The sequence below is a fragment of the Pectobacterium versatile genome (assembly GCF_003932035.1).
In the GTDB taxonomy this organism is placed as follows: Bacteria; Pseudomonadota; Gammaproteobacteria; order Enterobacterales; family Enterobacteriaceae; genus Pectobacterium; species Pectobacterium versatile.
The window spans coordinates 3206718-3230795 of record NZ_CP034276.1; the positions used below are offsets into that span (position 1 = coordinate 3206718).

The following is a 24078-nucleotide window of genomic DNA, read 5'->3' on the forward strand; positions in this document are numbered from 1 at the left end:
TCGATACCGCTTATCGCTAGCCGCGTATTTCGTTCTCGGGGATCGGCTCATATCAAGCATCATCAGTTGCCACGCTAAAATAAAACGCGCTATCATCGCCGCGGCTATTCACTTTTACATCTTTTGATTTTCATCTTCGCTGAATTTTTTCAGCGCGAATTTCTCTGTCTGTTCTCAACGTCGCACGCGATACCGAGCCAGACATCATGATGTGAAAGGCCTTTTCTATGTGTACACCTCAAATTCGTAATTTCTGCATTATTGCCCATGTCGATCATGGCAAATCCACCCTCGCCGACCGCTTTATCGAACTGACCGCAACCGTCGCCCAACGTGACATGCGTGAGCTGCTGCTGGATTCGATGGAGATAGAACGGGAACGCGGCATCACCATCAAATTGCAAACCGTGCGCATGCGCTATCAGGATGAGAAGGGTCAGCCGTATCAGTTCAATCTGGTGGATACACCGGGGCACGTCGATTTTTCTGCGGAAGTCTCCCGCAGTCTCGCCGCCTGCGACGGCGCGATTCTGCTGATTGACGCCACGCAGGGCGTTCAGGCCCAGACGATCGCCAATCTCAATCTCGCCCGACAGCAGGGGCTAACCATCCTGCCCGTCCTGAATAAAATCGACAGCCCGCAGGCTAACGTGCCGCAGGTGATGCAGCAGTTGGCGGATATTCCTTCGCTGGATATCAGCACCGTGCTGGCTGTCTCTGCCAAAACCGGCGAGGGCGTGACCGAGGTACTAAACGCGATTGCCCACCATTTCCCCGCACCGCAAGGGCTCGCCGATGCCCCGCTGCGCGCCCTGGTTTTTGATTCACATTACGATCCCTATCAGGGTGCCATCATGCATGTGCGCGTGGTGGATGGCAGTATTCGGGCGGGTTCAACGTTGCATTTCATGTCCTCAGGAACACGTTTTGAGGTCACCGAAACCGGTGCTTTTTTCCCCCATCGGCAACCTTGTACCGCGTTGGAAAACGGTGAGGTCGGTTATCTTGCTGCTGGGCTGAAGGACGCCGCGGCGATCCGAGTAGGCGATACGCTGACGTTAGCCGATCGCCCCGCGACAGAGCCGGTTGCTCGCTATCAGGACATGAAGCCGATGGTATTTTCTGGCCTCTATCCCGATGCGGACGACGATCTGAAAGGCTTGCGTAACGCCATGAATAAGCTGTCGCTTAACGATGCGGCGTTGCACAAGGTTCCCGACGTTTCCGCTTCGCTGGGTGCAGGTTTTCGCTGTGGTTTTCTTGGGATGTTACATATGGATATTGTTCGTGAACGGCTCAAGCGTGAATACGGCATCTCCGTGATTGCCACCGCACCCAGCGTGGAATACCGCGTCACGCTGCACAACGGCCACTGCCTGACCATTGATAATCCGGCACATTTCCCCGGAGAGGACGTGCTGGACTTCGTCGAAGAACCCTATGTTATCTGCACCATTAACACACCGGATGCCTACGTTGGCGCGTTGATGGAGTACTGCGCCTCGCGTCGTGGGGAGTTTATCGACATGCACTATCTCGATAACGGTAGCGTGACATTACACTGGGATCTGCCGCTCAACGAGATGATCTTCGGCTTTTTTGATGCGCTGAAATCGCTCACACAAGGCTACGCCACGCTGGATTATGAGCCAGGTCGCTACCGCCGTTCCGATTTAGTGCGCTGCGACATCTATCTCGATAGCCAGTTGATCGATGCCTTTTCCTTCATTATTGCCCGTCATAAGGCATGGGCACGGGCAACCGAGATCGTGAAAGCGTTGAAATACGTGATTCCGCGCAAACTGTACCCCGTTCCTGCTCAGGCAAAAGTCGGTCATCGCGTTATCGCACGCGAAGACATCCCTCCGCTGCGCAAAAGCGCATTGGCACAGGGTTTTCAGGGTAGCCTGTCGCAGAAACAGCGACTGATCCGTAAACAGCGGGAAAATAAAAAGCATAACGTTGGGTTCTCAAAACGAGACATTCCCCGCGAGGCATTTATGGCCATTCTGGCGATTGATGCCTAGTGATTATTGATGTCTAGCGATTAACAGAAAAAGCACAACGGTGGGCGGATAGAACGACGCGCTATCCGCCCCTTTCTTTCCCTACTGGCTTTTCTTTGCCTGCCGATGACGGACAGTATCTTTTATACTGCCGATAATTTATCCTCTCCCGCCTTTCGTTATTGACCAATAATTAAGAAAAAATCAGAGCCTGCACTTATGATTTCATCACCCGACGCAACGCCGACGCCAGTGACATCTGCTACGTCAACGCTTGCTGTATTACGCTCGCCCTCGCTGCTGATGCGCGAAGTTTTGGCGGGCACCATCACCGCGCTGGCGCTTATCCCAGAGGTGATTTCATTTTCCATCATCGCGGGGGTTGATCCCAAAGTCAGCCTGTTCGCCTCCATCGTGTTGTGTTTTACCATGTCCTTTCTCGGCGGTAGACCGGCGATGGTGACCGCCGCGGCGGGTGCCGTGGCGCTGGTGATCGGCCCGCTGGTACACGCGCACGGCGTAGCCTATATTCTGCCTGCGGTAATCATGGCGGGGATCATCCAGATTCTATTTGGGCTGGCTGGCTTGGCGAGGATGATGCGCTATATCCCGCGCTCGGTGATGATCGGTTTCGTGAACGCGCTGGGCATCCTGATTTTTGCCGCGCAGGTGCCACATGTTTATGGGCAATCCTCGCTCGTCTGGCTGCTATTTGCGCTAACGGTGGCGATCGTTTTGCTGCTGCCCTATGTGGTGAAAAGCATTCCCGCACCGCTGGTTGCCATTGTGACGGTGACCGCGATTGCCATGTTTACCGGCATCACGGTGCCTAACGTCGGCGATGCGGGCCCTATGCAACCCGGATTGCCGAGTTTCACCCAGTGGCTGGTGCCGTTCAATTTTGAAACGCTGCACATCATCTGGCCGACCGCGCTCAGTATTGCCTTCGTCGGGCTGATGGAATCGCTGTTAACCGCCAAACTGGTCGACGACATCACGGATACCCCGTCCAGCAAGCGCCGTGAATGCTGGGGACTCGGCGTTTCCAATATTTTCGCTGGGTTCTATGGTGGGATTGCCGGATGCGCGATGATCGGGCAGACCGTGGTCAACGTGGAGTTGGGTAAAGCGCGCACACGCATTTCCACCCTCGCCGCCGCACTGGTGCTGTTGCTGCTGGTGACCGGGCTGAGCGAAATCATGGCGAAGATTCCGATGGTGGTGCTGGCAGGCATTATGATGATCGTCGCACTGAAAACCATGAACTGGCATAGCCTGCACCCAACGACGCTGAAGCGTATGCCGCTATCGGAAACGCTGGTGGTTATCGTGACGGTTGTCGCGACCGTCTCGACGGGGAATCTGGCTATCGGCGTGGCGGGCGGCGTGATCTTTGCCATCCTGCTGTTTGCTCGCCGCGTGGCGCACGTCATTCACGCGGAGCGTCAGGTGAGCGAAGATGGGCAGTCGGTACATTACATGGTGCGCGGGCCGCTCTTCTTCGGCAGCAGCAACGATCTCTTCGAGCACTTTCTTTATGCGCAAGACCCGCAAGACGTCACCATCGACCTGACACACGCCCAAATCTGGGATGCTTCCAGCGTGGCAGCGCTCGACGCGATCGAAACCCGCTATCATCGCTACGATGCGAAGGTCACTATCATCGGGCTGGATACCCACAGCACCAGAATCCACCAGCGCCTGTCAGGGCATCTCTGATCGGGCGCAGGCGACGCGGTGTTCCGCATTGATCCAATATTCTTGCGTTGGATGTATGCGGCATCGCGCCGGCGTGCCGGGTGTCGGTTCGTCAAACTGACACCCGCTCTCTTGTCCTTGTTTCGTGTCCACCTGAACAGCCCGCTTTAACCGTGGATGCGCGGGCGGAATCGAAGCCAACAGGAAACGCGTATACGGATGACGCGCCTGTGAAAACAGCGTCGCCGCAGGCGCTTCTTCAACAATGCGCCCGCGATACATCACGCCAATACGGTCGGCAATATGGTGTACCACGCTCAGATCGTGCGCGATAAACAAATACGCCAGCCCCTGCTCCCGCTGTAATGCCAAAAGCAGATTCAGAATTTGCGACTGGATAGAGACATCCAGCGCCGAAACTGGCTCATCGCACACGATCAGTTTCGGTTCCAGCACCAGTGCGCGGGCAATCCCGATACGCTGACGCTGCCCGCCGGAAAACTCGTGCGGAAAGCGTCCGGCATCCGCAGCGGTGAACCCGACGCGCGTCAGCATCTTGATCACCTGCGCCTTGCGCCATTCGCTATCGCGTATGCCGTGGATAATCAGCGGTTCTTCTATGCTGTACCCGACGCTACGCTTGGGATCGAGCGAGGAAAGCGGGTCCTGAAAGATCATCTGCATGTCGCGCCGCAGTAGTCGCAACTGCTCTGCGTTCTGCTGCCGGAGATCGTGGCCAGCAAAGTGCAGCTCCCCGGCATTCGCGGGCGTCAGGCCTAAAATACTGCGCCCCGTGGTGCTTTTGCCGCTGCCCGATTCCCCAACCAGCGCATAAGTTTCACCGGGGAAAATATGGAAACTGACATCATCGAGCGCCACCAGCGTTTTTTTGCGCCATCCCTGCCCGACCCGAAAGGTTTTACGCAGGTTTTTCACCCGTAATAACGGCTCAGTCATACGGCGCTCCCGAGGCTATCTGCCTTCCAGCAGCGTACGCGATGGCCCGAACCATCAGCCACGGAAAGCACGGGGGGAGACTGGTGACAGCGTTCATCCGCCAGCGGGCAGCGCGGAGCAAAACCACAGCCGGTGGGCGGATGAGACAACGGCGGAACACTGCCAGTTATTTCCGGCAGCTCGCTTTTACGCGGCGCATCGAGGTTAGGCACCGCCCGCAGCAGCGCCTGCGTGTAAGGATGGCGTGCATTATTAAACAGCGTGAACACATCCGCCTGCTCCACCACTTCTCCCAGATACATCACGATCACGCGCTGACACATCTGCGCCACCACCGACAGATCGTGCGTAATCAGTACGATACCCATGTCGGTTTCGGCTTTTAACCTATCCAACAGCGAAAGAATCTGCGCCTGAATGGTGACATCGAGCGCCGTTGTCGGTTCATCGGCAATCAGCAATCCCGGCCCGCAGGCAATGGCGATAGCAATCATCACTCGCTGGCGCATCCCGCCAGATAGCCGATGCGGATAGCTCACGGCACAGGCGGCCGGATCGGGCATCCCAACCTGGGTTAGCAGTTCATGTACCCGCGCTTTTCGCGCCTGACGCGAGAGCGTGGTGTGCTGCCGCAGGCTTTCATCGATCTGTTCACCCACGGTATAGACCGGATTAAGGCTGGAGAGCGGATCCTGAAAAATCATAGCTAATGCATTACCCCGCAGGCGTCGCCGTTCCTCATCCGACAGCGACAGCAGCGGCTGACCGTTCAGGCTGGCCTCACCGCCGACCCGGCTAGCGCGCGCAGGCAATAATCCCATCAGCGCATCGGCGGTAACGCTTTTGCCACAGCCAGATTCACCGATGATGCCCAGCGTCTCACGCGGGTTCACTTCAAAAGAGACCCCACGGACAGGGTGCAAGAGGCCAGACGGCGCGGCAAACGTGACTCTCAGGTCTTTGACAGACAGTAGCGGCGTTTCACTCATCATATTCACTTTGGTGTCGTGACCGCTTTCAGCAGACGGGAAACCCGACGTGAGAGCGGCTTAAGCGTAGGGTCGGAGATATCGCGCAGGCCGTCTCCAATCATATTCAGAGACAGGATCAAGAGCACAATGGCCATACCGGGGAAAAAGGTCATCCACCAAGAGGTAAAAATCACCTTTTTCCCCTCCAGCAATAAATTACCAAGGCTGGGCGTCGGTGCAGGGATCCCCGAACCTAAAAAGCTCAGCGCCGCCTCGGTGAGAATCGCGACCGAGAAGATCCACGACACTTGAACGATCAGCGGCGATACCACGTTGGGCAAAATGTGCAACCAGATGATCCGGCGACTCTTTGCTCCTTGCGCACGCAGCGCCTCGATGTAATTTTTCTCCTTGATCACCAGCGCCGCCGCCCGCATCACGCGCGCCACCGACGGCACATAGACCAGCGACAGCGCCAGTACGACATTGGCGGGATTCGGGCCAAGAATACCGACGATGGAAATGGCCAGCAGCAGAGAAGGAAAGGCAAACAGCCCGTCACAAATCCGCATGATGACCATATCCAGCGGGCGATACCAGACACATAGCAGGCCGATTAGCGTGCCAATCGCGCCCGAAATCAGCGCGACCGCGCCCCCAACGGACAACGAGATCTGGACCGCAATCGCAACCCGCACAAACACATCCCGGCCAAAATTATCGGTGCCAAACCAGTGCTGCCACGTCGGTGCGGACAACCGCTCCAGAGGATTTAAGGCATAGGGATCGTAAGGACTGAGAAACGCGCCCCCCACCGCGACAATGACGATAACCAGCAGGATTGCGATGCCCGTTGTCAGGAGTTGATTGGCAAACAGCGCTTTCATGTCACTCCTTCTCCCCTGACAGGGAGAGACGCGGGTCAACGGCATGCCCCAGAATATCCACCGCCAGATTAATCAGCACATAGCTGACGGTAATCAGCAGCACCGCTCCCTGAATCACCGAGAAATCGCGGCGTTCGATGGAATCCACCACCAGCGAGCCGACACCGGGAATGCCGAACACGCTTTCAATCACAATCGTTCCCGTCACCAGCGAACCGAAAGATTCACCGCAGATGGTGAAAATAGGCAGGAGCGCATTTTTCAGGCCGTGGCGCAGTAGAACCCGGTATTCCGCTACCCCTTTGGCACGCGCCGTTTTAATGTAGTTTTCGCTCAACACATCGAGCATGACCGCGCGCGTCATGCGGGCAATCAGCGCCGCGATGCGCAGCCCCAATGCCAACGCCGGAAGCGTCATATACCACAGATTGACCAGCACATCGCCGCGCGTCGAGCTGTATCCCACAACCGGAAACCAGCGTAACTGCACGGCAAAAAAGAAAATCAGAAATAGCCCAAGTAAAAAGCCGGGAATCGACATCCCCACCGCCGCCAGCCCCATAATCAGGCGATCCAGAAACCGTCCCTGTTGCGATGCGCTAAGCACGCCAGCCGCCAGCCCAAGCAGTAGCGCCAACCCTTGCGCATAGAGCGCTAATGCCAGCGTAGGTTGCAGGTGCTGCAAGAAAAGCGACATGACACTGGCATTCATGAAGAGCGAATGGCCGAGATCGCCACGCAGCACTGCACCAAACCACACGACAAACTGAGTCAGCAGGGGCTTATCCAGCCCCATTTGTTGACGCAGCGCGGCGACATCCCCCGGACTGGCATCATTGCCCAGAATCACCAGCACCGGATCGCCCGGTGCCAGATGTACCAGACAAAACACTACGATGGAAACCACCAGCAGCACGGGTATCAGCGCCAGCAGCCGATGGAAAATAAACCATCCCATTCGCTTCTCCGCTTACGGTGTTGTGATGCTGACGTTCCACAGGACGGGGCCGATTAAATCCCGATAGCCGTGAACATGATGCTTGATCGCAACCGCATCAGGCGTGGTACGCCCCAGCACAATCACCGGCAGATAGGTCCAGGTTTGCACGTGAAGTTTATCCACCAATCCTCTTGCCGCCTGTAGCGACGGAGCCTGCTTGATATCATCCAGCAGCGCATCAATTTCCGAGCTGTTACTCAGGCCGGGGAATTTGGCGCGGGAATCTAGGAAAGGATACTGATGCAACACCTGACGCATGGAGAATTCCAGCGCACACAGGTCGAAGTTTTTAGGATCCTGACGCCGCTGTAACACCGTGGCCCAGTCATAGACATCAAGACGAGATTTCACGCCAATCTGTTTGAGCACCTGCTGTGCAACAATCGCCAGATTGTACAATTCGGCGTATTCCTTGGTGGCGATGATCACCACTTCTTCACCGTTATAGCCGGACTCTTTTACCAGCTTTCTGGCCTCGTCCAGCTTGTGCTGATTCCAGTAAGGTTTACCGGCTTCACTGTGCCAGTCCACCTGCTCAGGAAAACCTAACGACGAATCTTCCCTGAAAAAGCGTGGATCGCTGTAACCCGCCAGCAGCACCTGATGGACATCGAGCGCCAGATTGAATGCCTGACGCAGTTTCACATCGGCAAACGGTCCGCGATTCTTGTTGAACAGGTAGGTGATGAGCGATCCCCCCGCTTCGGGACGATACAGCTTCACATCGCGGGCGCTATTCAGCGCGTCAATGTTGTCTTTTGGCAAATCAAAAACGACGTCATATTCACCGGTCAATGCCCCTGCCAGCCGGGTAGACTCATCCGTGATGTAGCGGAACCAGATATCTTTCACCTCGGCCTTTTTCTGGCCCGACAGACCATTCGCCGGTTCGCTACGCGAGACATAACCGTCATAGCGCGTCAGATGCAGATAATCCCCCTGTTTGAATTCCGCTAGTTTGTAAGGACCAGTGCCAATCAGTTCACTCACCGGTTTTTTGCTGGTATTGGCTTCGTCGATCAGGCGCTTAGGCATAATCGAAGGCAGGTTCTTCAAATCGGCCAGCACGTTCAAGGTAATCAGGGACGGCGTCTGTACCGTCAGCTCTACGGTGCGATCGTCAATCCGGCTAAACTGCGCTCCCGGCAGATTGGCTTTCCCCTGCGTAGAGACGGCCAGCCAGCGGTTCATCGATGCCACCACATCGTCTGCCGTCAGCGGCTGACCATCATGAAAGCGGATGCCATCGCGCAGTACAAAGGTGTAAACCTTGCGGTCATCACTCAGCGAATAGCGTTCAACCAGTTCCGGCACCGGTTCAAACCGATCGTTAATCGTAAAAAGTTGTTCAAAAATGTGGCGTACCACGTCCGTGGTCGCACTGTTGGTTGTCAGGTAAGGATCGAGCGTACCCGGTCGTTTACCATAAGCGATATTCAGCGTTGCATCGCGATTGACGGTCTCCGCCAGCGCGATTCCCCAGGGTAAACTGGCCGCGAGCAAGAGTGCAGCGGCAGGAAAGTTAAACCATTTCATTGATGGGAAACTCCACTATTTTTATGATATTCAGCCTGTTCAGACGCCGCATCAGGCGGCGTCGGTAACCGAGCGACGGCCAGCAAACTCGTCTTTGGCATCCTGCAACGCGCGGGGATCCGTCAACAGTCGTAGACCCGTTCGAGCCAGCACCTGTGCGCCCGTCAGCAGCGCGGCATAACCAAGTGGGGAATTTGCCGCTTCACGGAATGGCACAGTGTGGCCGATCAGATCGTCAGGGCCGATTTTAATCGTGGGGTGCGCCGTCGGCACCGCATGGCTGATATCTCCGGCATCCGTCGAACCGATGCCCTCTTTCGCTTTTTGATCGACCACCTCCCCTGCGGCAGTGAATTCCTCCAGCAGGATCGCATTCAACGAGTGGTTGATCAGGAAATCACGCGGGCCAACCTGATGTTCAATTTTCACCGTGGTGCCCGTTGCCAGCGCGACGCCATCCGCAATCGCGCGAATACGCGGCTCTAACGCCACCACCTCTTCACGCGTTTTGGCACGAATGTAATAGTGGGCGGAGGCGTATTCTGGAATCACATTCGGCGCCTGCCCGCCGTTGGTAATAATGCCGTGAACCCGAACGCCGTCCGGCAGTTGCTGGCGCAGCACGCTGATCCCGTTGTAAAGCAGCACCAGCGCATCCAGCGCGTTCACGCCTTTATGCGGCGAGCTTCCTGCATGCGAGGGTTTACCGTAAAAATGAAAATAGAGGTGATTGTTTGCCAGAGACGGCCCAGTGAGCCGCGTTTTCCCTGACGGATGAACCATCAGGGCGACATCGACCCGATCAAGGAAGCCATGTTCAACAAAACGTGCCTTCACGTTGCCATTAATTCCGCCTTTCCCGCGCAGGCCGCCTTCTTCGGCTGGCGTCCCCAACACCACCACCTTGCCGCCGGTCTGATCGATAACCTCTGCCAGCGCAATCGCGGCCGCCAGACTGGTTACCCCAATGATGTTGTGGCCGCAGGCGTGACCGATATCGATTAGCGCATCGTATTCAGCGAGGTAAGCAATGGTCGGCCCCGGTTTGCCGCTGTCTTTTTCCGCATAAAAGGCCGTCTCATGTCCGGCAACGTTCAGCGTTACCGTGAAGTGATGCTTCTTTAATAACTCCGTTAATAGCCCGCTGGCGTAATATTCATTATTTCCCGTTTCGGGATGCGCATGAATATCCTGGGAAATCGCAATATATTCTTCGCGATGCTGTTCAATACTGCTACTGATACGCTGCTGTAATGCGAGAGTTCCCATCTTGCTCACCTTTTTATGTGCTATGAATATATCGCGCGATAAATATGTCTGCCTCACCGCCGCTTACGGAATACATCGCATCGTGTTGCCCCTTCATCCCTAAAAACCCGACAACATCAGTGAATCCCTTTATTTAGCGATAAAAATACCCGCCCGCCGATAACGGCAGGAAATAACAATCAATACTGTGTTTTTTACGATGACTACTCGCCACGTCGCCACGCCAGACGATGCTCAAACGACGTTAAAATAATAAGGGTGCTTCTAATTACTTATTTCACCATCACTATAACGGCAACCTGTCATTTCTTTTATAGAGATTCAGGATAAGGATATCTGATAAACGGTATTGCACCCGTTATTGGTCTTGCAGCGAAAAATGAATCATTCCTATACAGCGGGCAGGAATAACAATCGCTATATATTTTCTGTGGATATGCATGAAAGGAATCATGCTAAAGCGTGGCGGGCAGATGTTTTATGTTATTTGGTCACTTAATGGAGGAAAGTATGTCCGCAGCCCTTACCCCACAAGAAAGCGCCCTGTTACCCAAAATCGAGCACTGGATTGCCGCACAGCGTGACTCGCTGATTGATGAGCTGGCGACGTGGATTGCCATTCCCAGCGTGAGCCGCGCCGATCTCGCTCAGCCGGGCGCGCCATTTGGCCCCGAGTGCGCCCGCGTATTAGACACCGCGTTGACGTTGGCGGAACAGGCGGGGTTCCGTACCGAGCGCCATGCGGGCTACGCGGGTTCGGTGGTTTACGGCGAGCACAACGAGGATATCGGCCTGATTAGCCACCTTGATGTTGTGCCCGCGGGTGAACACTGGACGTACCCGCCGTTTGCGCTGACGCGTCGCGGTGATTTTCTGCTCGGACGTGGCGTAGCTGACAACAAAGGCCCCGCGATCCTCGATCTCTATTTGCTCAAGTTGATCCGCGCGATGGATATTCCCCTGCATCACAATCTGCGCATCGTTTATGGGCTGGCGGAAGAGACCGACATGGCCGATCTCGCCTGGTTTGCCCAACACGGGCCGGTGCCGCGTATTTCTCTGGTCACCGACGGGAAGTTTCCGGTGAACTATGCGCAGAAAGGGCAAATCGCGTTCCGCCTGCACATTGCCGACGCGGGCGTGCTGGCGAATCTGACCGCTGGCAACGCGGCCAATAGTATCCCTGCCACCGCGCAGATCACGCTCGCCAATGCGCCCCGCGATCTCAGCGTCGATAGGCTGCGTGGTCTGGGTGCCGGACGCATCACGCTGCTCCCCGCCGAACAGGGAATCACGCTACAGGCGCAGGGCATTGCCGGCCATGCGGCCTTCCCTGACGGCACGCTCAGCGCCGCCGTGGTACTGCTGGACGCATTACGCGAGCTGGAGCTGCTGCCAGAACGGGAACGCACGCTAGCCGCGCAGTTACAGCAGATTTTCGCTTCTCCCTATGGCGAGCCTATTGGGCTGGCACAGGAGGATGCGCCGTCGGGCAGGCTGACGCTGAACGCAGGTCTCTGGCAGTCGACCACTCCCGGCTCACTGACTCTCCTTGCCGACATTCGCTATCCGGTGACACGGGAAGGAAACGCGATCATCGCGGCATTACGCGATCAACTTGCCACAGTGGCAACCAACATCTCGCTGGTAGACGGCTGGCGTGACGTGCCACCGTTTTATCTGCCGGAAGAGAACAGCTCGCGGCAGGTCTTGCAGCAGAGCTGGCACGATGTGACAGGTCGTGCAGACCCTGCCTATTCAATGGGAGGCGTAACGCATTCCAAAGTGCTGCCGCGTGCGATTACGTTCGGCCCCGGCTACCTGCGTACCGAGGCCAATAGCCCAGACTTCCTACCCACAGGCCACGGCTTACCGCACGGCGCAGACGAAGTGATCCATCTGCCCTCGCTGCTGGCGGCACTGCCAGTCTATGTGATTGCGCTGATACGGCTGGATGCAGCGCTGTATGCGCAGAATCAGGAGAATCCTTCCCATGTCGGTTGACGCCCACGCCACCACGTTTGTCTTGATACACGGTGCCTGGCACGGCGGCTGGTGCTGGTCGCGAGTGACCGAGCGGCTTACCGCCGCAGGCTTTGCCTCTTCGGCATTGACGCTCACCGGGCTGGCAGAACGCCGTGACGAGCTATCGCGCGGTATTAACCTGTCCACCCACATTCACGATATTACCGACACGATCCGCCAACAGGGCTGGCGCGATGTGACGTTGGTCGGCCACAGCTACGGCGGCTTTCCCGCTACGGCCGCCGCGTATCAACTGCCTGACACCGTCAGCCACCTGATTCTGCTGGATGCGTTTTTACCCGCACCGGGCGAAAAGCTGCTGGATCACGCGCCCGATCTCATCGCCGCCTACCAGACACAGGCGGCGCGCGACCCCACATGGCACATTCCCCCGCTTCCGTCACTGCTGTTTGGCGTGAACGAAGCCGACCGCGAGTGGGTCGATTCCCGCCTGACACCGCAGCCGGTAAACACCTACTTTGAACCCGTCGCACTGGCACCCGCACCACCGACGCTGAAGAAGACCTACATCCGCTGCACGCGCGCGGCGGGCAACTATCTCACCCCCTCAGTACAACGCGCTCAGACCGATCCAACCTGGCGATTTCTGACGCTCGACAGCGACCACGATGCGATGATCGACGCACCGGATACGCTAACCACGCTGCTGACGTCAGCGTTGACAACCCGCACGCCTCTGTGATTAGACTCAATGCTAAGCAGGCTAACTTAAGGAAAGGATTGATGAAAATTACCGACGTGCGCGTGATTCTCGCGAACCGCTATATGTTTGTTGAGGTCACCACTGACGAGGGACTGACGGGCATTGGCGAATCCGGTGCCTGGGGCTTTCTCGATGCCTCTAAAGGGGCCGTTGAGGCATTGCGCACGTACCTGATTGGGCAAGATCCGCTGCGCATTGAGCATCACTGGCAGTATATGTATCGCTGCTGGCATTTCCGTGGTGCCGCGATCATGGGTGCCATCAGCGCCATCGATATCGCCCTGTGGGACATCGCGGGCAAGTATTACGACACGCCGGTTTATAACCTGCTGGGCGGCCGCTGCCGCGACAAGGCGCGCATTTATGCCCACGCGGGAGGACGAACCACGGAAGAGACCATCGCCAATCTGAAAAAAGCCAAAGCCGACGGCTTTACCGCAATTGGTCATCTCACACCGTTTCTGGATGAGTCGCGCGATACGCCTTATTTCACCACCCACGCCAAAGAGATCGGCGAAGCTATCGAGCGCATCGGCCTCTATCGGGAAGCGGTCGGTAACGATGTCGACCTGTGTATTGAAGTCCATCGCCGCCTGAAGCCCGCCGATGCCGTGGTGTTCGCCCGCGGCATTGAGCCGTTTTATCCCTATTTTATTGAAGACCCGATCGGCGCAGACAACTTCGATTCGATGGCGGAAGTGGCCGACAAAATCAATATTCCTATCGCCACCGGTGAACGCCTGAATAACCCGCAGGAGTTCGCGATGCTGATTCGCCGCAACGCCGTCGCCTATGTACGTCCTGACGTCTGCATGTGCGGCGGGATTACCGGTGCGAAAAAAGTGGCCGCATTGGCAGAAGCTAATGATCTGATGGTGGTGCCGCATAACCCGCTTAGTCCGGTGTCTACCGCCGCCTGTTTGCAGATCGCCGTCAGCATCCCGAATTTTGCGCTGCTGGAGTATCCGGGAGATGACCAACCGGCGCTGTCGGAAAAATTTGGCGCGACGGGCGTCGAGAACGGCGTGCGGAAAAAAGATGTAGTGAAGAACACGTTCAAATGCGTGGATGGCTTTATGGAAATACCGACGCAGTCCGGGATCGGCATTGAGCTGGCGGACGATCTGGAGAACCGCTTCCCCTATCGCCGTCGCGGCCTGAAAACCCGACTGCACGTCGACGGTTCCGTCGTCGATCAATAGCGGCGTATCGGCAGGTCGTGGCGACCACGCATCGCGCCACGACCTGTCGCGTTTTTCTCAGAGCGTCGTAGGATTGACGACTTTCCGCCCTTCCCACTGCATCAACAGGCTTAGCGCGGCAGGCAGTGCCAGCAGGGTCAGCAGCGTCGCCACCATCAACCCGCCGATAATCGCGTACGCCATCGGCCCCCAAAACACCTGATGTGCAATCGGGATCATGCCGAGGATCGCCGCCAGCGCCGTTAATACTATCGGGCGTGAACGATGGTGGGCGGCATTCACAATCGCCTCTGTTGCAGGCTGTCCATTTTTCACGTTCAGATCGACCTCGCCAATCAGAATGACCGCATTACGAATAATCATTCCCGCCAGTGCAATCGCTCCTAGCAGCGCCACAAACCCCATCGGCGTCCCAGTCGGCAGCATGGCGGCAACAATACCGATCAGGCCGAACGGTGCGGTCAGGAAGGCCAGTACCATGCGGGAAATACGCTGGAGCTGAATCATCAACAGCACCAGCATCACCAACAGCGTTACTGGCAACACCGCATATACGGAGCCATTGCCTTTATCAGACTCCGCCGCCACGCCGCCTTCCGTGATGTGATACCCCGCTGGCAACGCGGCGCGATAGCGTTCAATTTCAGGTGCTAGTTTTTCAGACAGAGCAGGTGCCCGCACGCCGGGTGCGACATCCATTTGCACCGTAATGAACGGTTCACGCTGACGTCGCCAGATAATCGGATCGTCAACGCCGTACGCCACGGTAGCAATCTGTCCCAGCGGGACGGAACGCCCATCTGCAATCGGGATTTGCAGATTCGCGATCGTAGCAACATCTCGTCGCTCCTGCGGCGTACCGCGAACGACCACATCCACCAGCCGATTGTCATCACGTACAGAGGTCAGCGTTGAACCTGAGAATATCGCCGCCAGCATACTAGCCACATCCTGCGAACTGATGCCAACTGCACGCGCTTCGGTCTGATTCAGCACCACGTTCACCGAACGTTCCGGCTCCCCCGCCGTCAGGTTGACCTCGCGCACATCGGTCTGGCTTCCCACCAGACTGGCAAGCCCTTGGGCGATATCTCGGACGCGATGAATATCCGGTCCCGCGACGCGATATTTAAGCGGCCAGCCCACTGGCGGCCCCAATTCCAATGCGGACACGCGCGCCACAATGTTGCTGAAATCGCGCTCAAGTACCTGATTCAGTTTTGCTGCCAGCGCGTCTCGCGCCTCCAGACTTTTTGCCACCACCACCAGTTGCGCGATATTTTCGTGACTCAGCAACACATCCATCGGGAGATAAAAGCGCACCGCCCCCGACCCAACATAGGTAGAGAAATGGTCAACGTCCGGGTCATCTTTCAGAATGGCTTCCAGTCGTTTTGCCTGCGCTTCCGTCGCCGTCTGTGAGGCGTTCGCGGGCAGCGTCAGGCTGACCAGCAACTCCGGCCTATCCGACGCGGGAAAAAACTCGCCCTCTAGTCGGGTAGCGCCAAACAGGGCAACAGCCAGCAAGAGCACTGCGATGAGTAACGTCATTCCCCGCTTTGCCAACGCCCGTTGCAACCACTGGCGATAAATGCGGCCAACTCGTCCCGGTTCGTTATGCTGGTGACGAAACGTTTTTGGCAACAGCCAGACACCGAGCAGCGGTGAAAAGAGAATCGCCACGATCCAGGAACTGAGCAAGGCGATCAGTACCACGACAAAGAGTGAAAAGCAGTATTCGCCCGCGCTTGATGAGGCAAACCCGACGGGAATAAACCCGGCAATCATCACCAGCGTCCCCGTCAGCATGGGGAAGGCTGTGCTTTCATACGCCCAGGCCGCCGCCCGTTTGCGATCCCAGCCCTCTTCCAGCCGCGACACCATCGCTTCCACCGTAATCATGGCGTCATCCACCAGCAGCCCCAGCGAAATAATCAGCGCCCCGAGTGAGATACGCTGTAAGCCAATACCGGTTATCTCCATACCAATAAAGGTCATCGCCAGCACAATCGGGATGGACGCAGCAACGACCAATCCGGCACGGCTGCCAAGAGAGACGAACGAGACCGCCAACACGATGGCAACGGCTTCCAGCAGCACTCTGATAAAACCGCCGACCGCCCCTTTCACCACTTCCGATTGATCGGCCACGCGCGTCATGTCAATCCCATGCGGCAACTGCGTCGCAATCACGTTCATTTTATCGCGAATGGCCTGACCGAAATTGAGCATGTTGCCGGTGGGTGCCATAGAGATTGCCAGCCCAATCGCTTTCTCGCCATTCACCCGAAACGTCGGCGACGGCGGCTCCGCCGTTTCACGGCTAATGGTGGCGATATCGGTCAGCGGAACAAATTTCCCACCGATGCGTAACGTAATCTGGCGCAGGCTCTGCTCGGAGGTAAACGCCCCGCTGACGCGCACGGCGACCTTCTCATCATCGGTGCGAATAATGCCGGCGGGCGTGACCGCATTCTGCGCCTTGAGTGAATCAATCACCTGTTGCGGATCTAACCCCAGCCCAGCCAGCCGTCGGGAGGAGAACGTCACCACAATCTGCTCTTCCTCCACGCCGAGCATGTCGACCTTACCAACATCCGGCACGCTCAGTAACGCAGAGCGAATATCGTCAACCTTGTCGCGCAGTTCCCGTGGTGAAAAACCGTCGGCGGTGAAGCCGTAGATGGTGCCAAACGTATCATCAAACTCGTCATTCACGGCCGGTGGGCTGACACCATCAGGCAACGAACTGGCGATATCGGTCATTTTCTTACGCACCGTATACCAGATATTCGGCACGGCGGAAGGCGGCGTATCATCACGCAGGTTAACGAAAACCACCGATTCCCCGGCGCGGGTATAGCTCTCGACATAATCGAGATACGGCGTTTCCTGTAATTTTTTCTCCAGCTTATCGGTGACGAAATTCACGGTATCGTTCACCGTGGCTCCCGGCCAGGCCGCAGACACCACGGCAGATTTGATGGTAAATGCCGGATCTTCGTTACGGGGCAAGCGTTGATAGCTCATCACGCCTGCCGCCATAATCACCAGCATCATAAACGCGACAAACTGCTGGTGCGCCAGCGCCCAGGCGGACAGATTAAAGCGTGCGGCCGATTGCGGTTCTTGTGCCATTAGCGACGCCCCTCTTCATCCAGCCGAATTTTTTCATCCGGTCGCATCTTACTGACGCCTGCGGTCACCACGCGGTCGCCTTGTTTCAGCCCCTCGGCGACGAAAATCGCCGTGTCGCTGTAGCGCGCGATGGTCACCGGCTGCAAACGCACGGTCTGAGTTTCCACGTTCACGACATAAACCGCAGGTTTGTCCCCCTGACGCGTGAGCGCAGACGCGGGAAGTTCAATGACAGCCGTGTCGGACTGCTGTATCGCACCGTTCACGCTGGCACCCAAGACCATCGCCGCCGGTGGCGAGGTTAAGGTGACTCTCACCCTGAAGGTTCGCGTAACGGGATCGGCCTGCGGACTGATATCGCGTACGCGCCCCTCTGCCTGAACGCTCGGTTCAGACAGCAGTGAAACGCGGATAACGCGCGAAGGCAGCGACGGATTGACCAGACGCTCCGGCACATCAAACACCGCATCGCGCCCGTCAAGCGAAGCCAGCCGGACCACCTCCTGCCCGGCGCTCACCACCTGACCGGGGTTCACGCTAACCGTCGTGATCACGCCATCCTGTGCTGCCGTAAGTTGCGTGTAGCTGAGGCGCTCCTGCGCACCTTTGACGATAGCCTGTGCACTTTCACGTCGGGAAACAGCGGCATCCCAGTTTGCCTGTGCTTCATCAAGCTGTACCCGCGCAATTGCCCCACCCGGTGCCAGCGCCTTCATACGGGAGAAATTGCTTTTCGCCAACCGTTCTGCCGAGGCTGCGCTGGCTAAATCCGCCTGTGCGCTGCGCAACTGGTTTTCGCTGTCGCGCGCGTCGAGCGTCGCAATCACATCGCCGCGCTTCACGGATGCACCGACATCCACCAGACGATTAAGCACGCGTCCATCCAGACGGAAACCCAGTACCGTTTCTTCGTGCGGACGAATCTCTCCCGTCAACGACACAGGTTCACGATTCATCGCCGGCATGACGAGCTGCGTTTTCACCGGCCTGACAGGCGGAGGCACGGGCGCATCATCAGCGCTGTCGCAGCCGCTCAGGAACACGGCTGACAGCAGACAGAAGGCAAAACGGCTAACCATCATTACAACCTCTCAGCAAATGGCATCAGAACGAATACAGAACGGCCAACGTGGCGCCAGTATCATTGCGTCGTTCCACAACCTGACTATCCGCCACCTTGTCGGTGAGCCAGGTTGACGTCACCGCCACGTTAGTTGACCACGCGGGGCTAAATTGATGCGTCCAGTTCGCCCCTAGCGCATAGCCATAGACGCCTTTGTCGGCACGATAGGCGGCCAAGCCAGAACGGCGGCTCTGCTGCGGCGTCACGCCGTAATAGGTTTGGTTAAAGCGTGCATCCCCTATCAGCATGTCCGCCGACAGTGCCAGCACGTCATCCTTTGCTGCTGATTGCCACACGGTACTCTTTGCCCCGACGCGATACTGATTACCACGCGCGCGCTCACTCAGTGCAAATTCGCCACTCGCCTCCAGCGCCAGCCAGGGTGCAAACTGATATCCCGCCGTGACGGTGGTAATCACCGATCCTTTAATTTTCCCCATGCCTTTCAGGTGGTTCGAACCCGCACGCCAACTACTTTTTTTGTCATCCCTTCCCATGTCATATCCCACCGCGTTATCGAAATAAAAACCGGAAGGAGACTGGTATTGCCAGCCGATGCCGTGCGAAGAATCCGCATAAAGTGCGCCACGCTGCACGGTCAGGGTAGGCATCAAACGGGTCTGACGGTCTTTGCTCCCCGAGTAACGTGGTGCATTCTGTCCAACAGCCCCCACGGTAACGTCCGTATGGTCGCCCCAAAATGACGCAGGTACATCTTCCGCCGCCTCAGCAAATGCCGCGCTGGACAGCGCGACGGTAGACAGACAGGTGGATAAAATCATTTTTGTTATGTTCACACAGCACCTCTTTTTATGCGGTAATCGTGCATCCGCCATCTTTTCCCGGATTGTCAGCACACATTTTTCAGTACACTTTTTAGTACAACAGTTATTGGCTTTTCAGCACCGTGGCGGATTATGCTGATGCATAGTCAAGAAACGCTGTGTGGTTTTTTAAGATTTCATCAAGAGGTTCGCGATGGCGGAAAAACGGGTATTGATTATTGAAGACGACATGGATGCAGCCAGCGTGCTAGAAGCCTATCTCCGGCGCGATGGCTATCAGGTGTCTATTGCGTCTGATGGACAACGAGGCCTGCACATGGCGCTGACCAGTAAACCCGATTTGATTCTGCTGGATGTGATGTTGCCGAAGATGAACGGTTCCGAGGTGCTGTCCGCCCTGCGACAGCGCAGCAATATCCCAGTGATTATGGTCTCAGCCATCGGTGACGACCCGGAAAGAATTGGCGCACTGCGTTACGGCGCGGATGATTATGTCGTCAAACCTTATAACCCGCAGGAGGTGATGGCGCGGGTGCAGGCCGTGTTGCGACGAACCGGTTACGCCATCCGGGAAGATGCCAACCTGACATTCGAAAATCTCTCGGTTGATCCGACCTCCGTGACGGCCAGCATTGCCGTCTCGCCATCAGAATCCGTCGTTCTCGACCTGACGCCGACCGAATTCAATATTCTGGTGACGCTGCTCAAAGCGCCGAACCGCGCCTTCACCCGGGGAGAATTACTCGAAGCCTGTCTGCCAGAAAGCGATGCGCTGGAACGCGTGGTGGATACGCACGTTCACAACCTGAGAAAAAAACTCAATCAGTACAACATCATCAATGTGCTCGTCACCGTCCGCTCCGTCGGCTATCGATTCCGGTGAGTATGATGAAAAAGTCGATCTTTCTGTCAGAAAACATGTCGCTGTGGCGCTGGCTGTGTTTCCGCATCATTTCTCTGCTGCTCGTCGCCGTGATCACCATCGCAGGCCTGATGTGGCTGCGCTTCGCCATCTACAACATCTATACCGAACAGCAAATGCCGGACGCGGTACGCACGGAATTTCAGCAATTCACTGCACAGAAAGATTACAGAAATCCTCGCTATCAAGAGATTATCAACCAGTATTACGGCCCGGATATGTTCGTTCCGAATATTGCCAGCAGTGACTGGCTGATACTGGCCATCATGGTGCTTATCGCCTTGCCCACCATGGTGGTTGTGGTGCTGTGGCGAGCGCGCCCGCTATCACAGCAATTTTCCAATATCGCCAACGCCGCGCGCGACGTCGCACAGGGAAAGTTCGATACCCGCACGCGGCGCGTCGAGCAGGCGCCGATGGAACTCATCACGTTGGCGGACGACTTTAATAACATGACGGCACAGCTGGAACGCTATGAGCGGGAACTGCGCGAATCCAGCGCGGCGTTAGCCCATGAACTGCGTACGCCGTTAAATGCGGCAATGGGCCGCGTTCAGGGCATGATGGATGACGTCTTCCCGCAGGATAAATCACAGTTGGCAATGGTCATTAAACAGCTCGAGCAGCTTAATCACGTGATTCAGGATCTACACTTCCTGTCACTGGCCAGAGCCGGACAGCTGCCACTGGTGCACACGCCTTTCTACTTCGACGAGCTCATTACGGAGCGGCTGACCTGGTATCGGCCTCAGTTAGAACAAGCCGGGTTTCAGACGCATGTTGATATCGAACAGAGCGACTTTTGCCTTGCCGACCGCGAACGATTGGGACAGGTGTTCTCTATCCTGATTGAAAATGCCTTAAGCTACGCCAGCGACGGCCGCTATCTGGCGATTGAAGTGCGCGAAATAGCGGGACGAGAAAGCGCACCGTGCTGGCAGATTACCGTCACCGATCGCGGCCCGGGGATTGAGCCAGAATCGCTGCCCCTGCTTTTCGACCGCTTCTGGCGTGCCGAGCATTCACGCGGAAGGCACTCCGGCGGCAGCGGGCTGGGACTCTCCATCGCGTCGGCCATTATCACCGCACATGGCGGCACGATTAAGGCTGAATCTCATGCGAAAAGTCATGCAGAACGAGGGGCGAACGGTGGACTGGTTATCATCATGACCCTGCCGCGTACGGCATGACAGAACAGCGCGCCGTCGGCAATTGCTAATAACTAAAAAGCATAGCGAAATTATTGCTATGCCCTGCCACAGAGGGAAAACACGATAAATCGTGGCAATACTCATCGGCTACATGGCGAGACAAACAGAACAACCCCAGACGCCACGCGTTACAGCGGGGGCTGACCGCGTGCCAACGTGATTTCCCTCTCAATGAATCGTTATATTTATCTGGAATGAGATAAGGCGAAAAGAACTAATTTCGCTATAAGTATTTCGCTACTCTGCATGAGCGAAATATATCGCCTCGATTAAAACTCAACCATCAGGGTAATTATAATGAAACGTTCTCTTCACCAGGTATTCATGGCGATAACGCTGATTAGCGCCTCCTTCTTTAGTCAGGCTGCGGAAACGCAAACCTCAACCTGGCAGCACATCAAACAGACCGGTGAATTACGCATCGGCGTGGCACAGGGTGAGCCGTGGTATTTTAAAAATCCCTCGACCGGAGAATGGGACGGTATCGGCTATAACATCGGCAAAGAGCTGGCAAACGATCTGGGGGTAAAACTGGTGACAGTGGAAACCACGTGGGGCAATGCCATCGCCGCCTTACAAACCGGCCAGATCGATACCATGCTGGTGCTCGACCCGACGGAAGAGCGGAAAAAAGCGGTCGATTTTCCTGAACAGCCTTTCTTTTGGTATGCGCAAGGCGTGCTGATTCGTGATGGTATCGCTGTGACCAACTGGGACGACCTCAATCGGGAAGATGTTAAGATCGGCGTGACGCTGGGTTCCAGCCCAGACCTGATTCTGACCAAACGTCTGCCCAAGGCACAGCTGGTGCGTTTCCCGAATATGGATGAAGGCGTAGCGGCGTTTTATGCCGGCCGCGTCGATGCCCTGTCTTACTTCCATCCGGCGCTGGCACTGCAACAGGCTAAAGTCGGCAAAGGCAATTTGATTCTGCCGAAACCAATTATCGAGGTCAGCACCAGCGGAGCCATCCGTAAAGAAACCGACCAGACCTTCCATAACTTCCTGAATGACGAATTTGCCAAGCTGTATAAATCCGGCAAGACGCAGCACTACTATGAACAAGCCCTCAAATTGCGCGGCGTGGACGTCAGCAAAGTGCCATCGGTCATTAAAGAAGACTGGAAATAATTGGCATCGGGTAACAGAACGGTCCTGAACGGATTCAGGACACACTTATTAGCGGAGTCAGCAGCGCGGCGACATCCTGACATTGCTCAAGGTCGGATAACGCCGCCGTTGCCTCCGCAACATGTGTTGGGGCAAGTCGGGACGATAGATTCTCCGCAAATTTCGCCATGATGCGGCTTTCCGCTAACGGATGTTCCGCACACCCCAGCGGAAACGCAATGCGCTCACCGTTCACCATCTTTCCCTGCGTGACAACATCAACCTGCAACACCGGGCGACGTTCCTGCGCCATCAGTTGGTCAAGCTCGGGAGACACCTCAACGTGAACCTTATCGGCCAGCGCCTGAAGCACCGGGTTGGCTAAGGTCTTATCTGCACTCCAGCGATGGCGCGGAATACGGTGGGCAAGACACGCCAGCGCAAACGGCAGGCTGAACTGTGCATCCGTTTCATTTTGCGGTCGCGTGTCCATAAAATCAGCGGCCAGCCTCTGGCTCCCTTTTACCCGAATAACGTCGATGTCCTGCGGTGATAACGCCTGCTCGTCCTGTAGACGCTCGAAGGATTCCAGCGCGGTATGTATCCAACGACAGGCCGGATACGCTTTGAAACTGGCGTGCTGAAGCGCCCATTGTTCTCCCAGGCCGGTAATCAATGCCGCTTCATCAAAGCGGTCAGATCCCATCATGCGCCAGAATCCCTGTTCGCCGGACAGCACATCTCTTGGGCCGATAATCCCGCCACGATGCAGCTCGACGGCACGGACGCCCGATTCTGCGGCAGGTGCGTTGTAATCCTTGAAAGACACCAGCGGCCGCTGCTGCCAGTTGTATTTGTGCAAGCTGGGCAACGGCGTCAATGACGCAGCCAGACCGATGGCGTTCTCTACTCCTTCGGCATCACACCCCGTCAGTAATCCGTAGGCCACCGCCGCCCCGATGGATTCATGCTGGCACACGCCATAGACCTGCTGAAAACGCGCCGGACTCGGTTGCTGAGACTGAATGATCCGGCCATTGATTTCATACGCCGCAGCCAGCGCACAGATCAGCATTTTGCCGTCGATCGGACGCGTTCCTAATGCCGCCAGCGCGGCGGCAACCAGCGTGGCACCGGGGTGCCCCATACCGCGTCCAGCAACTTCATAACCGTCGTCATAATCCAGCGCATTGATCGCCGCTGCATTCAAAAAGGCCGCACCGATGGCGGCTAGCGGCGCTCCACCATCCACTATTGGGCTGTTCCCTGCGGCATAGTGCAGGCGGGTGACGCGCGCGCAGTCCCGCACCACCTGACTATGTGCGCCTGCAATGCCGCAGCCCAGGTTGTCGATAAAATGCAGCACGATTTTTCGTCTTAACGCCGCGGGAATGTCCTGAATCGTCAACCGATGAGCAAAGGTCGCCAGACGCAGCGTCAGAGGTAATACGGCAGAGTGAGTCATCGAAAAATCGTCATTTGTTATACATAAAAGGAATATTAGCACCACGTTT

The 24078-nt window shown here is 56.5% G+C and carries 18 protein-coding genes; 8 read left to right on the plus strand and 10 right to left on the minus strand.

Features of this window, described 5'->3' with window-relative positions; all coding sequences use genetic code 11:
• The first annotated feature begins 227 nt into the window (after positions 1-227).
• Both lepA and EIP93_RS14565 read left to right on the plus strand, forming a co-directional pair.
• A complete protein-coding gene (lepA, locus tag EIP93_RS14560) occupies positions 228-2027 on the plus strand; it encodes a translation elongation factor 4 (RefSeq protein ID WP_103941088.1) in 1800 nt (599 codons plus the stop codon).
• Between the two features lie 198 nt (positions 2028-2225).
• Entirely contained in the window at positions 2226-3725 is a 1500-nt protein-coding gene (locus EIP93_RS14565; protein ID WP_109226137.1) for a SulP family inorganic anion transporter, read from the plus strand.
• Here EIP93_RS14565 and EIP93_RS14570 read toward each other — a convergent pair.
• From EIP93_RS14570 to EIP93_RS14595, 6 genes are read right to left on the minus strand one after another with little or no spacing between them, the layout of a single operon-like run.
• Complete coding sequence (locus EIP93_RS14570) at positions 3711-4661, minus strand: ABC transporter ATP-binding protein (RefSeq protein WP_125232901.1); 951 nt, start codon at positions 4659-4661, stop codon at positions 3711-3713. The genes EIP93_RS14565 and EIP93_RS14570 overlap by 15 nt on opposite strands.
• Positions 4658-5653 carry an ABC transporter ATP-binding protein gene (locus EIP93_RS14575; RefSeq protein ID WP_125232902.1) on the minus strand — a complete coding sequence of 332 codons (996 nt, stop codon included), beginning with the start codon at positions 5651-5653 and terminating at the stop codon, positions 4658-4660. Before EIP93_RS14575 ends, EIP93_RS14570 begins: the two co-directional genes overlap by 4 nt.
• 2 nt (positions 5654-5655) lie before the next feature.
• Positions 5656-6519, minus strand: a complete 864-nt coding sequence (locus tag EIP93_RS14580; RefSeq protein ID WP_103971249.1) for an ABC transporter permease — start codon at positions 6517-6519, stop codon at positions 5656-5658.
• 1 nt (position 6520) lies between these two features.
• Positions 6521-7477, minus strand: coding sequence for an ABC transporter permease (locus EIP93_RS14585; RefSeq protein WP_103941079.1), 957 nt, complete (start codon positions 7475-7477; stop codon positions 6521-6523).
• A 12-nt stretch (positions 7478-7489) separates the two neighbouring features.
• Positions 7490-9055: an ABC transporter substrate-binding protein gene (locus tag EIP93_RS14590; RefSeq protein ID WP_103941077.1), complete on the minus strand. Its 1566-nt coding sequence runs from the start codon at positions 9053-9055 to the stop codon at positions 7490-7492.
• A 51-nt stretch (positions 9056-9106) separates the two neighbouring features.
• Positions 9107-10324, minus strand: coding sequence for a M20 family metallopeptidase (locus EIP93_RS14595; protein WP_103941075.1), 1218 nt, complete (start codon positions 10322-10324; stop codon positions 9107-9109).
• Positions 10325-10834: 510 nt separating this feature from the next.
• Here EIP93_RS14595 and EIP93_RS14600 point away from each other — a divergent pair.
• From EIP93_RS14600 to EIP93_RS14610, 3 genes are read left to right on the plus strand one after another with little or no spacing between them, the layout of a single operon-like run.
• Entirely contained in the window at positions 10835-12328 is a 1494-nt protein-coding gene (locus tag EIP93_RS14600; protein ID WP_125232903.1) for a Sapep family Mn(2+)-dependent dipeptidase, read from the plus strand.
• On the plus strand, positions 12318-13052 hold the full coding sequence (locus EIP93_RS14605; protein ID WP_125232904.1) for an alpha/beta fold hydrolase: 735 nt from the start codon (positions 12318-12320) through the stop codon (positions 13050-13052). The genes EIP93_RS14600 and EIP93_RS14605 overlap by 11 nt, the downstream gene beginning before the upstream one ends.
• A 41-nt stretch (positions 13053-13093) precedes the next feature.
• A complete protein-coding gene (locus EIP93_RS14610) occupies positions 13094-14275 on the plus strand; it encodes a mandelate racemase/muconate lactonizing enzyme family protein (protein WP_109226132.1) in 1182 nt (393 codons plus the stop codon).
• Positions 14276-14332: 57 nt separating this feature from the next.
• Here the strand turns inward: EIP93_RS14610 and EIP93_RS14615 are convergent, their stop codons facing one another.
• The 3 genes from EIP93_RS14615 to EIP93_RS14625 are packed head-to-tail and all read right to left on the minus strand — an operon-like array spanning position 14333 to position 19333.
• Positions 14333-17413 carry an efflux RND transporter permease subunit gene (locus EIP93_RS14615; protein ID WP_125232905.1) on the minus strand — a complete coding sequence of 1027 codons (3081 nt, stop codon included), beginning with the start codon at positions 17411-17413 and terminating at the stop codon, positions 14333-14335.
• Positions 17413-18495 (minus strand): efflux RND transporter periplasmic adaptor subunit, encoded by a 1083-nt coding sequence (locus tag EIP93_RS14620; protein WP_125232906.1) that lies wholly within the window; start codon positions 18493-18495, stop codon positions 17413-17415. Before EIP93_RS14620 ends, EIP93_RS14615 begins: the two co-directional genes overlap by 1 nt.
• A gap of 22 nt (positions 18496-18517) precedes the next feature.
• A complete protein-coding gene (locus EIP93_RS14625) occupies positions 18518-19333 on the minus strand; it encodes a MipA/OmpV family protein (RefSeq protein ID WP_051982089.1) in 816 nt (271 codons plus the stop codon).
• A 181-nt stretch (positions 19334-19514) separates the two neighbouring features.
• Here EIP93_RS14625 and EIP93_RS14630 point away from each other — a divergent pair, with 181 nt between their 5' ends.
• From EIP93_RS14630 to EIP93_RS14640, 3 genes are all read left to right on the plus strand, one after another.
• Positions 19515-20204, plus strand: a complete 690-nt coding sequence (locus tag EIP93_RS14630) for a response regulator (RefSeq protein ID WP_103971256.1) — start codon at positions 19515-19517, stop codon at positions 20202-20204.
• Between the two features lie 5 nt (positions 20205-20209).
• The gene (locus EIP93_RS14635; protein ID WP_125233348.1) at positions 20210-21433 is read left to right on the plus strand and encodes a sensor histidine kinase; all 1224 of its coding nucleotides are present in this window, start codon (positions 20210-20212) and stop codon (positions 21431-21433) included.
• A gap of 318 nt (positions 21434-21751) precedes the next feature.
• The gene (locus tag EIP93_RS14640) at positions 21752-22585 is read left to right on the plus strand and encodes a transporter substrate-binding domain-containing protein (RefSeq protein WP_039471382.1); all 834 of its coding nucleotides are present in this window, start codon (positions 21752-21754) and stop codon (positions 22583-22585) included.
• Positions 22586-22619: 34 nt separating this feature from the next.
• Here EIP93_RS14640 and EIP93_RS14645 read toward each other — a convergent pair whose 3' ends face one another.
• Entirely contained in the window at positions 22620-24029 is a 1410-nt protein-coding gene (locus tag EIP93_RS14645) for an MmgE/PrpD family protein (RefSeq protein ID WP_125232907.1), read from the minus strand.
• Between the last annotated feature and the right edge of the window lie 49 nt (positions 24030-24078).